The 15,811-nt window shown below is 58.3% G+C and carries 7 protein-coding genes and 1 pseudogene; 4 read left to right on the forward strand and 4 right to left on the reverse strand.

The features are described from left to right. Window positions 1-204: 204 nt before the first annotated feature. Entirely contained in the window at window positions 205-1,401 is a 1,197-nt protein-coding gene (locus ACIGJB_RS31485) for a helix-turn-helix domain-containing protein (RefSeq protein WP_483734831.1), read from the forward strand. Between the two features lie 198 nt (window positions 1,402-1,599). On the opposite strand, the gene ACIGJB_RS31490 is transcribed toward ACIGJB_RS31485, so the two are convergent. Next, the gene (locus ACIGJB_RS31490) at window positions 1,600-2,967 is read right to left on the reverse strand and encodes a replication initiation protein (protein ID WP_483734832.1); all 1,368 of its coding nucleotides are present in this window, start codon (window positions 2,965-2,967) and stop codon (window positions 1,600-1,602) included. 1,291 nt (window positions 2,968-4,258) lie between these two features. Here ACIGJB_RS31490 and ACIGJB_RS31495 point away from each other — a divergent pair. Together ACIGJB_RS31495 and ACIGJB_RS31500 are read left to right on the forward strand one after the other, a co-directional pair. Continuing rightward, entirely contained in the window at window positions 4,259-5,455 is a 1,197-nt protein-coding gene (locus ACIGJB_RS31495) for a ParA family protein (RefSeq protein ID WP_483734833.1), read from the forward strand. Then, on the forward strand, window positions 5,456-6,442 hold the full coding sequence (locus tag ACIGJB_RS31500) for a ParB/RepB/Spo0J family partition protein (RefSeq protein WP_483734834.1): 987 nt from the start codon (window positions 5,456-5,458) through the stop codon (window positions 6,440-6,442). A gap of 2,162 nt (window positions 6,443-8,604) precedes the next feature. Here the strand turns inward: ACIGJB_RS31500 and ACIGJB_RS31505 are convergent. From ACIGJB_RS31505 to ACIGJB_RS31515, 3 genes and pseudogenes are all read right to left on the reverse strand, one after another. After that, window positions 8,605-8,742 (reverse strand): annotated as a pseudogene (locus ACIGJB_RS31505) (zinc ribbon domain-containing protein); the annotation flags it as partial. Beyond that, complete coding sequence (locus ACIGJB_RS31510; protein WP_483734835.1) at window positions 8,696-8,911, reverse strand: hypothetical protein; 216 nt, start codon at window positions 8,909-8,911, stop codon at window positions 8,696-8,698. The pseudogene ACIGJB_RS31505 and the gene ACIGJB_RS31510, both read right to left, overlap by 47 nt. 1,540 nt (window positions 8,912-10,451) lie before the next feature. Next, the gene (locus ACIGJB_RS31515) at window positions 10,452-11,549 is read right to left on the reverse strand and encodes a phage integrase family protein (protein ID WP_483734836.1); all 1,098 of its coding nucleotides are present in this window, start codon (window positions 11,547-11,549) and stop codon (window positions 10,452-10,454) included. Window positions 11,550-12,304: 755 nt separating this feature from the next. Here ACIGJB_RS31515 and ACIGJB_RS31520 point away from each other — a divergent pair. Further along, window positions 12,305-15,709 carry an adenylate/guanylate cyclase domain-containing protein gene (locus tag ACIGJB_RS31520; RefSeq protein WP_483734837.1) on the forward strand — a complete coding sequence of 1,135 codons (3,405 nt, stop codon included), beginning with the start codon at window positions 12,305-12,307 and terminating at the stop codon, window positions 15,707-15,709. Window positions 15,710-15,811: the final 102 nt, after the last annotated feature.

The raw sequence follows: 15,811 nt of genomic DNA on the forward strand, positions 1-15,811 counted from the left end.
CGAGTCCCTGGAGGCAAGTCATGACGCCGTAAGCAGCGCTGAAAAAACAAAAGCCTGGAGTTGGCGCTCCAGGCTCTTGCTCGAAAAGAAGGCGTGTAAGCGAAGACTTGGCTTCAACAACCCTCTCGTCCAGCAACGGGTCGAGTTTACGAAGCTCTCTCTTCGCTGTCAATGCTCTTTCCCACATGTTTGAGTTGACCGAAGATGCATTCAGGCTTCGAAGGGCACTCCTTTGCCCAAAAACAATCGTCGTGCGGCAGTGCGCCGCATTCTCTAACCGCTGTCGATACAAATGGCCGGCGAGCTAAAGCAGCGAGGTGTGACGCAGACCGGCTACCCGAGCGCATTCTTATAGCGATTGCGTTGGTTTACGAATCCGAAGAGTTCCGCGCATTGCATATCACGAGCCGGCAGGTCCTGGCCACGCTAATACGCTTTGCGTTAAACAAGTCGGACCCCACGGCACTCGCCTTCTTGAAGAAGGCGACGATTGCAGAACACCTAGCGATCAGCGAGGCCACCGTCTATCGGGCGCTTGGCGCGCTCGAGCGGGCAGGCCTTATTGAGCGTGAACCGCAACAACGCACAAGAGCAAACCTCCGTGTGGTTGGGCGAATAGCGTTCACCGTAAAGTTGCTCCAACACATTGGGATGGCGAGTCGGCAATTTAGCGCCGCGATGCACCACGAGATTGCCCCAGTGCAGTCGGGTCTCTCCTCTGCATCTCTCGCACGAGTGAGCGGCGTAAACAACCCCAAGCAGTCTTCTACGAAGAAACATCCCGGGACGGGATCCTTTGTACGAATCAACAATCAGGCAGTGCCATTCGATCTGGCGCCGCTCGTGCAATATCAAGAGCTCAAAGCGTCTGGACTGTTTCTACTGATGCGGCTCGCGCGGAAAGGTGGCCACCGACTCTCAGACATCGTAGCAGTGGCGGGTCATGCTCTGAGGCCACTCCGAGGGCGAGAGCTGTTCGCATACCTTAAGTCGCTGCTCGAAAGGCCCATCGACTTTGGACATGTAAGCCGAATGCAGAAGGCTCGAGTGGAAGAGGAGCGCGCGGCCACGGCTAGAGCGGCGCTGGAGCAGCAGCAGATTGCCCAACTCGTGGAAAGATACCGCGGTAGGAAGGTGTCAGCGCCGTGCGGGCGGATTTACGAGGTCGACTCGGCATCCATCGTGATCACCGAGACCAACGGAGTTCGAAGTTCTTTGGGGCACTCTCGGGCGCACGTATGGCTCATTGAGATGGACAGAGCGGCGGCCGACGTTCCTCCTTCCCTTTCATCAGCGCCACGTCAAAAACGCCCTACATCGGGTATAGCACATGTGGCAATCGAACAGCTGCGGGGCCTGGTGCGCGGGAGCGTAGGCTCTCGGCGCATTCAGCTGTCGTGAGAGTCCTCCGCGACTTGTTCGGCTTTCAAGCTAGAAAGGGTTGCCCGCAGTGAGAGTGCAACGAAGTCGAGCGACCTAGGCCTCAGGCATTCTCGGGAGGCGTCCGGGATCAGATTCGCCAGGAGCTCGAACGGTTAGTTCTACTCGGCGGCACGGCCGTTAGCTAGGGGGATCCGTGGAGTGATGAGTTCGCTGAGCTCAGATCAGGTTTTCTGAGGCGGCTGCGCCTACTCGCCTTGCGGCCTTGGCAGCCTTGTGCACGCGGCTGGCCACGAAAGCTCCAAATGTGCTACGAACATTAGGATCAAGGAGATGTTCTGGCACGTTCAGGGACTCCACCTTGAGTCTTCGCGCGAGAAGCTTGGCCGCCTGAGACTGACAAAATTCCGCGATCATGTCCGATTGCTGTTCACCGGAGAGCTTGTTGTAGGCTTCCCAACCCACTTCCGCTTCTCGTTGGTCGCGTTCAGCACCGGCGGCCTTCACGCGGGCCTCGCGCTCAACCATATCCTGGTCAGCGGCCTTACGCGTTGACTCAGCAATGGCGGATTGAAGATGGATCTGCTTGTCGAGCTCACCAAGCAAGTAGCCCTCGCGAAGGGCCTTCATGAAATAACCACCTGCTCGGACCTTCACCTTACCAACTTTCACGTTGTGGCGGGTGTAATCCATGGCCTGATGGATTCGCTCGTCGTTGTACTGGTCGCGGTTGGTAATAATCTCGTTGAACTCGGACTGGTTGAGTGCGAACTCCTTGCGCAGCGTCTCATAGACATTACGGAGCACGATGAACGCGGTCTTTTGCTCGTTGGGCTGCTCGGTAGCGTTCAATCGGAATCGGACCTGGCCGATTTTCTTGGAGCCGGGCACATTAAGCGTAAGCATCTCAATGTGGAGGCCGGTCACTTCGCGAATTTCCGAGATGGCTACCTCAAGCACTTTACTTCGGAAGTGCTTGAAGAGGTCATAGGTCTTCTTCTCGCACTCGAGCCATGCTCGTAGGGCCTGGACTTCGAACCATGGCGTGATGCCCTCAACCATGAACTGTTGTAGTCGATCGTACAGGACCTTAGAGTGGACCGATTTGAATACGTAGCGCAGGCTCAGAAAATGCGACGATTTCGGGTTCTTGATCGCTCGCTGTAGGCGATCAGGAAGCTCGAAGATGAACTCACCTTTTTCGATGAATGCTGGGCCCATTAGGGGCACTGCCCCCCAGCGATCTTTGGAAGGGTCTTCGACGTCGATCTCGTTTAACTCGATAGCTGCTTTCTGGGCTTCGCGAATAAGCTTGCTGAGGTGACGTCGGTTGTTGCTGGTTGTGGCCAGCAGCCACTTGAACAATCCGAGATCGACGCGATATTCGCGCTGAACTTCTTGGTCTTCAGCGACAAGGAAGTAGGCAACATCGATGAGGCGACGGCCTGCCAGACTAAGGTCGATGATTTTGACGAAGGCATTGCTGCGGCGGAAGCCCAAATCCTTGGGCGCTTCCGTGATGCTCTGACCACGAGGAGCGAAGTCCTCGAACAACGCCAAGGCTAATTGTTGCGATGCGCTTTCCATCCACTTCCCTCCTTCGGGCAGGAGATTGCAGTGGAAAGGTCGAAAAGTCAAAACATTTCTTGTGACCTTGCCTCCCTGTCGTCGGGCTGCCGTAGCCCCCCATGGCATTGGCTTGCCACTTCTTGCCGGGCTGCTCAGGAAGCGGGATATGCCTGGGTCGCGGGTCGTGACAATTCTGATGACCTTTCTTGCATCCTGAGGCTTAGCTCTGGAGTGGTGTTGTTCGACCGTGCCGCCTTGACGATCTGTCCATAGGAGTGGGTGTAGGTTAGTTTTTTGTTTTTATAAACACTACACCACTTACTAGAAACCGCAGGGCCCTCAATAAAATCAAGCACTTAAGCCGAAAAGGTCACTTTGTTGAATCCCAAGGTCGCTTTTTTTGTTGGGCAAGGTTACTGGATGTGGTCGTAAGGTCACCAGATTTGGCCAAGCGTCTCAATGCTAGGGACTATCGGATCCGGCAAGGTCACCAAAATTGTCCTCAAGGTCACAAAAAATGTTCGAATCCGGTCCTAATCCAAGCCACACAAGGCGCTGCGAGCAATTTGGCTGGCCCAAGGTCACAGAATTTGTTCTACCGCGGTCAAAGGGGGCGATTGCGAGCAGGCGATCGAGCAAGGTCACAGAAATTGTTCGCACGTTCGGCTGCAGCAGGTCTGCGGCCGACGGATTGACTCATCCACGAGCAAGAAAGTCACCAGAATTGGCCTTATTGCTACCGGTGACGGGTGAAAGTCACAAAATTTGTACGACCAAGGCCTTGGCTGCCTGGTAAGGTCACCAAAATTGTACGAGCTGACCTCACAGCCACTGCGGAGAGAAACTTTAGCGCCGTTGGTCGGTTACCTCCGTCCCTTGTTTTTGAGAATTGCAACGAGAAGACGGTAGTGGCCTTTGCGGCACGGCAAGTCGGACAATTTTGGTGACTTTGCTATGCGTGGGCTGTGCGTGGAATGTTTTTCAGGGATGCAATGCCAAACAGCAGAATCACAGAATGGCGAATTCGTACAATTGGTGGTGACCTTGCCCTCAAGGATTAACGGTCCGAGGGGCGCCCGCTCTGAATCCTTCACGTATGTGAGGAAGGACTTCTCGGGCGGCTAACCTACTAAGCCTACCTGTCGGGATTTACCTCGCGGACGGTTTTCACTGAACAGATAAGGCCAGTCGTGCACATAGTGACTGTTTCGGCGTCACTTTTTCGACGAAAGTGCGTACAAGTACGTGAAGTTTCCCCGTGGGTCGCGTATTCTACGTTTCATCCAAAATTTCACATGGAACGTTGAATATGTTGGTGAAGAGCGAATTAACCGAGATCGACCGGACTGTCACGATTGGTTCAATGAGTGACTTTTCGAAGAAGCTTCAAAAGCTTACTGAGGAACTTCGCGAACATATCCTGGCACCTCGCCCTCGCAAAAGTCCGCCAACTTTCACCTCCACGCAGGTCGCCGAGATGTGTGGCATTGACCGCGCGCGGCTTCATTATCTGGCAACGAAAGAGGGGAGCACACTTCCTGCGGGTGAGCTGCACGGGCGTGTACGCCAATTTACGCTTGCTGAGACCCGGAAGTGGGTTCAACAAGCTTCGCAGGTGAAGCCGTCCCCGCTGCTGAGAAAGGGCGAAGCGAACGGTCGCGTTCTTATTTCTGCAAACTTCAAGGGTGGTAGCTGCAAAACGACTTCGAGTATGTGCCTGGCGCAGGGGCTGAGTCTGCGCGGCCGGAAGGTGCTGCTAGTCGACCTGGACCCGCAAGCATCACTGACCGAACTGTGCGGCCTGTATGCCGAGAAGATGATTGTCGAGGAAAGCACAGTTCTGCCGTACATCTACAGCCCTGATGACTTTACGCTCGAGAGTGTCATTCAGGAGACGTATTGGGACGGGGTGGACGTCATCCCTGCGCATCCATCGTTGTTCTCCGCCGAATTTCATATTCCGGCAATGGCAAGCAAGTCGGCGAATTATCGCTTCTGGACCCTATTGCGTAAGGGCTTGGAGCCTCTGCGGAAGAAATACGACTATATCGTGTTGGATTCAGCGCCTTCGCTGTCCTACCTAACCATCAACGGCTTGATGGCTGCGGACGCGATGGTGATGCCTTTGGTACCGGAAAGTCTCGACTTCATTAGCTCGGTGTCGTTCTGGAGCCTGTTCTCCGATATGGCGGACAGCTTCAAGAACATCGAAGGAAACAAAACATACGACTTCGTGAGCATTCTGCTTTCGAAGGTTGACTATGGCGTGGCGTCTTCGGCTCCGATTGTCCGCTCCTGGGTACAGCGAGCCTATGGCGATTGGATGAGCCCAATTGAAGTGCCAGCGAGCTCCGTGATGAGTAATGGGGCTCTCGCACTTGCTACGGTGTTCGACATTAGTAAGTTCGAGGGCAGCAACAAGACATTCCAGCGTGTGCGGATTCCGTTCGACGAATATTGCCGTTGGGTCGATGAGTTCTACGCCGGAAAGTGGGAGGATGCGTAAATGAATATGCGTAAGCGCATGCTGGAGCAAACCGCAAATTTGACTCCTGCTAATGAAATTAAAGTCGAAGTGGCCCCCCAGGTAGCGGACCGTCCTAAGACTGCGCCAGGGATGATGGCGGCGCTGAGTGCGGCACAGCTTCGGATTCAGGAATTAGAGTCTGAAGGGGCTGCGAGTACGGTCTCGGTCGAGAAGATTCGGCCGAATCCTTGGCAGCCGCGGCTAAAGTTTGACGAGAGCAGTCTCACTGAGCTTGCCGAGAGCATTAAGGAACTGGGCCTAATGCAGCCCATCCTGGTTCGACGAGTCACACCGGACAACGGAGAGCCGTACTACGAGCTTATTGCCGGGGAGCGTCGTTGGCGCGCCCATCAGGTGTTGGGTCTGCCTGAAATCAAGGCGCTCGTCTCTGATGCGTCTGATGCAGATATGGCCGTGCTTGCTTTGGCCGAGAACGTCAGCCGTGAAGATCTCACGGACTACGAAATCGGCAAGGCAATGCGCCGTGTCGAGAAGGAATTTCCGGACAGGAAGCGGATGGCCGAATCCATGGGGATGAGCCGGAGTACGCTCTATCGGTATTTCGCCTTCGACAATTTGCCCGCGTTCATGCGCGCGGATCTGGAGACGAACCCATCTCTTTTTAGTGGTACTGCGGCAAGTGACACCTACGCCGTGCTCAAGAAGCACGGGGAGCCAGCTGTGGCAGTGGCTCGCGAGGTCTGGAAGCAACTTGTAGACGGTAGCCTTGAACAGTCGAAGTTCGCCAAGCTACTAGAGGCGTCGGTACTCCGTCGTGAAGCGATGCCCGTAACTTCGCAACGTGACATCCATAAGGTCTATGCCGGTAAGGCTCAAGCCGGCAGCATCACCAAGGACTCGGTGAGTTTTACCGTCAAGCTCAAGAGCGCCGTCCTGACTGCTTCTCAGGAGGAACGGATACGGACGGTTATCAATGAGCTTTTTGACGGCGGACCGCATCGTTAGTCATCGTTGTTCCCAGATCAGGTTGAACCCCTCAACGAGGGGTTTTTTTCCGAGTCGGAACACGAGTCGAGTCTGGTTCTTTCCCAGCGCGGTCTCCATTCCTTGTGGCGTCGTTCAGTAGCGGATTTCTCGGCGACATCAGTACAACGTGGTCCCGACGGCGGGCCATGCAACCGTGTTCCGACTCGGAACACGGGTCTGGTACTTGCGCAGCGGACTGATGTTCCTTGGCCCCGTCGGAATCGGATGTGCCGGCGTTATCGGCGCAATGTAGGCGCAGCGGCCGGTCATGCATGCGTGTTCCGAGTCAGAACATGAGTCTAGCGCTGACTCGGTATCGGCTGGATGCCCCCGTGGCCCGGGGTCAGAAGCGTATTTTCCGAGGCCGTCAGTACAGCGCAGTCCCAAGGGATGCCATGCACTCGTGTTCTGAGTCGGAATACGAATCTCGCGTTTACTCGGTAGGGGCTGAATGCCCTGTGGCCCAGGGGCCGAAGCGGATGTTCTGGCGCAGTCAGTACAGTCGCAGTCCCAAGGAATGGCCGTGCACCCATGTTCCGAGTCGGAACACGAATCTCGCGCTTACCTGTACGTGCTGAATGCCCCCGTGGCCCTCGGGGCAGAAGCGGATGTATCGCCGCCGTCAGTGCAACTCAGTCCCAAGGGATGGCCATGCGCCCGTGTTCCGAGTCGGAACATGGGTCTTATAGGTAATTCCCTGGCCCAGCCGGAATCGGATGTGTAGGCGTTATCGGCGCAGTGCAGGCCAGCCGACAGGTCGTGCACGCGTGTTCCGAGTCGGAACACGAATCTGGCGCTTACTCAGTAGTTCTGAATGCCCCGTGGGCCTGAGTCAGAAGCGGATGTATCGGGACCGTCAATGCAAGGCAGTCCCAAGGGACGGCCATGCAATCGTGTTCCCACGTCGGAACAGGGTCTGGTACTTGCGCAGCGTGATCTGAAATCCCGCATGGCCCGCTCGGTATGTGTCGGCGTTATCCGCGCAATGTAGGCCCAACGGCAGGTCATGCACGCATAGTCCGAGTCAGATCACGATCCTGGCTCCTCCTGCTGCGGCGTCTGAATTCCTCGTGGTTCCGAATCCAATGTGTCGGCCTCATCGGAGCATTGTAGTCCCGGCGGCCGGCCCAGCACTTGCGTGTCGGAACACTTGTCCTGGTCTTCCCTGAGCGCTCCGGGATTCCCCCGTTGCCGCCGTGGGAAGTGGATGTGCCGGTGCGACTTGTGCAACATATCCTAGACGGCCGGCGGCCGGTCAGAGCTGGTGCGCCGACGCAATCGATGTAATCTAGTTCAGACGTCGACCATACCCTGGCGTTCAGATTCGGAGCACCCTCGAGCACAATGTCGTCTGCACGGACCCAAATCGATGTTCATGGGGCCCACACGGCCCCGAAGACTAGCGGCTTGTGAGGAGGCGGGCATCGGAACGCCGGGACACCAAGGTATATGACGGCTTTATCCGGGCGCACCCAACCCCGTCGAGCAAAACCGTTGCCGAAGCAGTGGTTCCGGACCGCTTCCTAATTCCAGGTCCACCGGAAGGCACCGTGTTCCGAGTCGGAACACGAGCCTAGCGCTCACCCGGGACGGTAGCATTCCCCGTGAGGGCGGTCAGCAACGGATGTGTCGGCGACTGCGGTGCCATATAGTCCCGACGTCCAGCCATGCATTCGTGTTCCGAGTCGGAACACGAGACCGGCCCTTCCCAAGCTGAAGTGCCCTGGCGCCGGTCAGCAGCAAACGTGCAGGAGACATCGGTGCAACGTCATCCCGACAGTCGGCCGTGCCCCCGCGAGTTAAGAGTTGGAACATGGGCCTGGCCCTAAAATACCTCTGGTCCTGGTCAGTCGCGTATGTGTTGGCGACATCATCGGTGAAATGAAGTCCCGATGGTGGGCCATGCAATCGTGTTCCGACTCGGAACAAAACGTCATCTGCATGACCCATATTCGACGTCCGTCGGATGTACACGACTTAAAAGCAGGAAGCGGACTCGTGGCCCGTGATTCCGATGTGTCACCCTCCGGGCCCGCAATCGGGGGCTCAAATTCGTGCCGAGGACTCCGTGTACCACTACGGCTTACCTCTCTGTTGACCTCCTCCCCGTCCCAGCCTGCGGCTGCCGCGCTTGGCGCGGAAAGGATGGGGATTCCTCCAGCGAGACGGTCACATCCGACCGCGAGAATGTTCCGAGCAGCGTTGCGGTCACGATCGTGGGTCGTGCCACATTCACTGCATGTCCATTCCCATATTCCAAGACCTGCGACACCCTTCGGACCCAGCGAAGGTCTTGAGACCCAGATCGATGCCCAGTTCCCGCTTCGATTCGCTGCGCTGTGTCGGCGTAAACTTGACGGTCACGTTCAGCCGCCCGCGGCTGTATTCACTGATGGTGCCGGCGCCAAGTTCGTAGCCAGACAGACCATAGGTATCCCAGACATGCAAATGCAGGTCCTGGCTGATCCGGGTACCCGCCTACTGGCGACGATATCCGGGCCACGCAACCTTCCCGCTCCATTCTTCTTCGCGGCGATTGGTATCACACCAACTGCTAAACGGGACTAACCGATCGACCAGGCAGTGCTTCTGGGTAGCTTTTCCTAATACCGGCCCCGCCGGAAGACTTCGTGTTCCGAGTCGGAACACGGTCGTGGAAACCGTGCGTAAGTGAAGAGCTTCCATCCTCCCATTGGCTTCGTCAGCGAGTACGTCCCGGGTGTAGAAGGCGGCAACTAACCGGAACCCGCCACTGGAGCCACAGTGCCTTGCAGCGGGTACAACCGCGCCAACTACGCCCACGACATACCCCGGTGGATGCACGCAAATCGATGGCGCGATGGCCTAGGCAAAGTCACAAAGTTTGTACAAAGCCTCATTGCAACGCCCTCCTTAGGGCTGATGCGTTTCCCTACTAAGCGCCGAACCGTCCCACAAACGGACAATCCACGGTGACTTTGCTTGTTTCTGAATATCGGAATCGGACAATATTGGTGACCTTAGATGGTGCCGCCTGCTGCGCCATCCAACTCAATGAGCTATCCATAGCGAGAACGGGCACTGGCGAGGGGTTACTTTATGGCCGTCACAGGCAAAACTGAAGATCGTACAAATTTGGTGACCTTGCCTTTGATCCAGTCTTGACGCTCGGCCAATATTGGTGACCTTTGCCATCCGCATGCCCGGGAAAGCAGCTTTCCGATGACAGGGGGTAGCAGGGGCGAGTACGAAAGACGGCAGGGCTGTCATACGAGCGAGTTGGGTCGGTAGGTTGTGAGGCGTCTCAACCAAGGTGCTACACGAAGGCATGTGCAATCCCTCGGACCGCGCCAAATGCTTCGAAGTGGAAAGTGCACGCCGCACATCCCGCATTTGGCAGCAAACGCCGGGGCCAGTTGCAGAAAAGCCTAAAATCTCGTCGTCGCACCACAAAATCTTCTCAGAGGTCGGACAGATGGGGCAACTGAGTGCTAGCCATAAGCCGCTTATAAGTGCTTGATTTGCAACAAACGTCCGGGGAAACAATTTGGTCGCGACGACAATTTGTCCTGTGCGTGCCTCAGCAGCGACATTAGTTAAAGAAAGCAAAGGTGAGGGCAACGGACAACTATCCAGCAGCTCAGCGATGTCAGGCAGATGCTAGGCCGGCGATCTGGCGCGGTGTCAAACTGTGCACGGGCAGATCGTGTGCGCGACAGAATTGACGCCACACGGCGCGTAACAGATGATCGAGCCCGCTCGCCGAATACCCCGCCGCGCTTCCTGCCAACTGCTTGCGACGGCCGCGCCTGGTCGCAGGGAAGCCTCGTGGTGCCAGCAGCGCGGCTTCAGCAGGGAGTTGCCGGGCATCCAGGCGTCGGTCATGTGTCTGCACAAGGCCTGCCAAGTCTCTGGATGCAGCCAGACGGGTTCTTCTGGCCCTGGGGGTCTAACAAGACCGACGCGGTTATCTTGGTACCGCAAATGGGCGCCCCGGAGGGATGGCAATTCAACCAGGTCGAAACCCGAGCGGCCCATGAGCAGCGCGATGCCGCTCGCTTTGACCGGGGGAGTCGAGCCACGCGAAAAATGCCTCCCGGTGTGCGGCGTGCGGTCGTCGCAATGACTGTTGCTGGCACGTCAGCGTGGCGTTGGTGGGGCGCGCCGGCTTGCGCAGGTGCCCGGCCTTGGCCATAGCGCCCAGCAGCGCCCGCACGACTCGCATAGCAGCGGCGATCGAGCTAGGGCGCAAGGCCCGCTCAAAGGGGCGCCAGTGCTCGCGATCGCGTGGCCCGCTGGGCCCACACCAGAAGAGGAGGGGTTCCGGAGCAGCCAAAAAATCCTGGTAGGCACACAAGTCCTCGAATGTCAGTCGCTGCAACGCCTTGCGCTGTCGGGCTGCCCATAGCAACAAGCGCTCAGCCTCCCGGCGATAGCTTTGCAATGTTCGGGGCGTCCCCGCATGCGTGCCCAACCAGGCACGGATGAAGGCCAAGTCGGCGCTCAGAGCATGCTGTACTGAAGTCGGTAGGCTCGGGCAAGGCGCGAGCATGCATTCCAGCGGAACCGGGTAGGCCATGGCTGGCCCCAGAGGCAGGGGCGCCAGCGGCGCGCGCCGGCGGTCGCCCGAAGGAGGGATCACATAGGCGTGCAGGCTGCGGTCGCCCATTACCGGACAGTGGCGAATGAGCCATGCGGTGATGATTTCCGCTGACTTGACTCCGATTCGCGGCACCGCGCGCCACCAACTACTGCCGCGGGCATTGGCAAGTGCCGTAAGTTCGGCGATGCGCCGCAGATTGGCGGCCGCCAGCCGGCGCGCCAGGCTCGGCCGGAACCAGAGCGAGACTTCATGCTGAGGCTCGGGACGACTTTGGTCGAGTTGTTCCAGCGAGGACAGCGCATCGATGCGCCGCGTCATGCCAACATCCGTGCGCGCACGCAAGCTCTCGACCATCGCGGCGATCTCAGGCTGGTTGTGCTGTAGCGCAAACTGGACCAAGCGATCCCGCAGGCCGAGAATGCGCTGGATCGCTTCCGACTCGCTCAACAGCTCCTCGTCATCGTGGCCGACCAGATAGCGATTGACGATGTCCTGCGGTCTCATGCCTTGGGCATAGGCACGCACGACAGCAAAGTCAGTGCGAGTGAGTTGATGACGGAGACCGGATCTTGATCCACGGCAGCGAACGAAGGGAAGGCTAAGTGCTTGAGTTATAACCAACTTTAAGAGAGGGCTTTCCGGTCCGGGTAGAATTCGTCACTTATCGGCAATGTAAATTATTTTTTGCGACGTGAGGTCGCATTGTTTGTTGTTTCACTTCTCAAGGGAGGGAGGAAACCGGGCGTTCCGTCGCCCGTAGCCTACCAGTGCATGCGGGGCCGGTAACAGCCCTGTTTGGAGCCACTGGGACAATGTAGCCCGACGTCAGTCACGTCGAAGCCGCGAGGCTGAGGCGCATCTGCGAGTGTCGATGCGGATGGGGCGCTAGGCTGGATGGCAAGGTTAAGGTATCTGAACGGTCGCAACCATCGCTATTACAGAGGGGCCAAAGGCACTGACAGGCCCTACCCAACAGGGAACGTAGCTGGCTTGCCCTCTGAAATATGGGGCAACACGGACAAGAAGCGCTACCGGTGGACAGACTGAACCTACCCCATTCTTGCAAACAATGTGGAACACGGTAAGTCCGTATCGCTGCCCATCCGGGCAGGCGACCCGCAAGGGAAGCTGTTGGCGGTGCGGATAGAGGAGGACTGAGAAAGCGAAGGCTGTCCTGTAATGGGACGGATAGACGTCTTGCTAAGGGTGTGATTGCATCTTTAATGGATTGGTAGCGGCAAAAAGCAGTAAGGGGCGATATGCACTGCACACATTGCCAATTTGAGAACCCCGCGGGAGTCCGGTTCTGCGAGCAGTGTGGTCAAAGGCTTGTGCAGGTCTGCGAGCGCTGCGGTCACGAATCCAGCCCCACTGCAAAGTACTGTGGCGCATGCGGGGCGCTCTTGACGAACGCAGCTTCAGCATCCGAGCCCCCGGTGCCTGCTCCGGTCCTCTACACGCCACCACACTTGGCCGAGCGGATCCGTGCAGAGCGCGCCGCGATGGAGGCCAAGGGCAGAGATGCAGGCGGGGAGCGCAAGACCATTACGGCACTCTTTGCAGACATGGCCGGTTCTACTGCGTTGATTCAGGACCTGGATCCGGAGGAAGCGCGCAGCCTGATTGACCCCGTTGTGGCGCTGATGATGGAAGCCGTGCATCACTACGAGGGGTATGTGGCCAAATCCCTGGGCGACGGCATCCTGGCTCTGTTCGGAGCGCCGATCGCGCACGAGGATCATGCGCTACGGGCGTTGTTTGCATCGCTGCGCATGCAGCAGGCCATGCGCGTTCACAGCGACAAAGTCCGCCTGGAGCAGGGTATCCCGCTACAGATCCGGGTCGGCGTCCATACCGGGGAAGTGGTGGTCCGCTCGATCCGCAAGGACGATTTGCGCACTGACTACGACCCGGTGGGCCATACGATGCATATCGCGGCGCGGATGGAAGGGGTCGCGACGCCGTCTTCCATCCTGGTTAGCGAATCGACCCACAGGCTGACGGAAGGGTATTTCGAGTTTAAGGCGCTCGGGCGTACCCAAATCAAGGGCCTGCGAGAACCGTTGGCAGTGTATGAGGTGCTCGGCCTGGGGCCTTTACGCACCCGGCTGCAGGTGGGCGCCCACCGTGGTCTTGCCCGCTTTGTCGGCCGCGAAGCCGAACTCGAGCGCCTCGGCGCGGCGCTGGCCATGGCCAGGGAAGGGCATGGCCAGATCGTCGGGGTGGTGGGGGAGGCGGGAGTTGGCAAGTCGCGCCTGTTCCACGAGTTCAAGGCGCGCTCGCAGCAAGGCTGCATGGTGCTCGAGACCTTTTCGGTTTCGCATGGCAAGGCGTTTCCTTATTTACCTCTGATCGACCTGCTGCGGAATTACTTTCAGATCACGGCACAGGATGACGAACGCCGGTATCGCGAGAAGGCCACCGGCAGGGTGCTGATTCTGGATCGCTCACTGGAGGAGCATCTGCCCTATCTGCTCTATCTGCTCGGCATCATCGATCCGGGTTCGGCATTGCAGACGATGGATCCCGCCATTCGACGCCAGCGGACCTTTGAGGCGGTCGCACGGCTGTTGGTTCGCGAGAGCCAGAACCAGACACTCATGGTGTTGTTCGAAGACCTGCAATGGCTGGACAGTGAGACGGAAGCTTTTCTCAATGTCCTGATCGAGGAGGTGCCGGCAGCCAAGGTTCTTCTGCTTGTCAACTATCGTCCCGAGTACAGGCATGACTGGGGCCGCAAGCCCTGCTATACCCAGCTGCATCTGGAGCCTCTAGGCCAAGCAGAAGCCCAGCGGCTGCTCACCGCGCTGCTTGGGGACGATGGGTCGCTGGTGCCGTTGAAACAGTTGATCTTGTCAAAGACTGAAGGGAATCCGTTCTTCATGGAGGAGGTCGTGCAGACCCTGGCCGAGGAGAATGCTTTGGTTGGCCAGTCCGGAAGCTACCGGATTGAGAGGGCCCCGTTGACGCTTCATATTCCCACAACGGTACAGGGGGTGCTGGCGGCCCGTATCGACCGCCTGCCGGTCCCCCAAAAGGAACTGCTGCAGACGCTGGCGATCATCGGCAAGGAGTTCCCTTCCAGTCTGGTCCAGCATGTCACGGGGCAGGACGATGCATCGCTACACCCTCTATTGGCGGACCTCCAGGCAGGGGACTTTATTTATGAGCGTCCTGCATTCCCCGACGTGGAGTACGCGTTCAAGCATGCACTGACGCAGGAAGTGGCGGGAAACTCCCTGCTTTCGGCGCAGCGTAGTATTTTGCACGAGCGCACGGCCCAGGCGATTGAGGCACTGTTTCCCGACAGGCTGAAGGAGTACTGCAGCGAGTTGGCGCACCACTATAGTCAAAGCGGCAATGTCCTTAAGGCGGTCGAATACCTGCAGCTGGCTGGCAAGCAAGCCATGCAGCGTTCTGCGCAACTCGAAGCGATCGGGCATCTCAATGCCGCCCTTGATCTGCTGAAGACTTTCCCTGACACGCGGGAGCGCCTGCGTGAAGAACTCACGCTGCTGTTGACCCTAGGTCCGGCCTGGATGGCTGCGCGAGGCTATGGCGCGCCCGAGGTAGAGGCGACCTACACGCGCGCCCTCGCGTTGAGCGAGCAAGGCGGCGAAACCCCACAGTTCTTTTCTGCGCAACTTGGCCTGTGGTCCTTCTACTTGTTGCGTTCCCAACTCAGAACGGCGCAAGCCTTGGGCGAGCGGCTGCTCGGCCTCGCACAGGGCGCGCAAGACCCGGAGCAGCTTGCCGAGGCGCATCGCGTGCTCGGGGCGACCGTGTTCCGTCTGGGCGAGATCAGCCAGGCTCGTGTCCATTTGGAGCAGGCGCTGGCACTACACCGCCCCGACCGCCAGTCATATGGCCACTTTCTACGCTATGCGCGAAACCCGGCTGTCCACGTGCGGAGCACCTTGAGCTGGGTTCTCTGGTACTTGGGGTTGCCAGATCAGTCCTTGATCCGCTGCGAAGAGGCACTCGCTATGGCCAGGAAGGTTTCCGATCCATTTGCGCTTGCCCTGAGTCTGATCTTCGCAGCCGAACTGCATCAGCACCGAAGCGAGCCGGAACCGGCGCTGGAATATGCCAATGCGGCGCTCGCGCTTTCAAGCGAACAGGGGTTTCCGCACTACCTGGCGTGGGCAACGATCCTTCGCGGTTGGGGGCTCGCCAGGCAAGACAACGGTGAAGAGGGGATTGCACTGATCCATCAGGGACTTCGCGCTCACGAAGCCACAGGGGCTGCCCTGGGACGACCGTCTCTCCTGGGACTGCTCGCCGATGCCTATGGAAGGGCAGGGCAGCCGGAAGCAGGACTGCGCGTGCTGGATGACGCGCTGGCGTTGGTCAGTAACACCGGCGAGTGCTTCGATGAAGCGACGCTCCATCGCCTCCAAGGAGAGTTGATGTTGGCGCTGCCTAGTGACCCCAGGGAGGAAGCAGCGCAGGCGTGTTTCCAGAAGGCAATCATTCTCGCCCGTCAGCAAGGCGCCAAATCCATTGAGTTGCAGGGCGCGCTAAGCTTTGCGAGACTTTGCCAACGACAAGGCAAGAGCGATGCTGCACGGCAGACGCTAATCGAGATTCAAGCGGCCTTTTCGGAAGGGGCTGATGCCGTGGATGTCCGTCAGGCGAGAGAGCTGTTGAAGAATCTCTCGTAGCGCCAAATGTAGATGGAATGGTCACGGCTGGCCGATTGCTTAGCGTGCTGGTGCCGACGCGGGACGCGTGTCACGCTCGGACCGCGGTGCAGGATACTGGTC

It is taken from the genome of Cupriavidus sp. C2SS-8b (genome assembly GCF_057073745.1).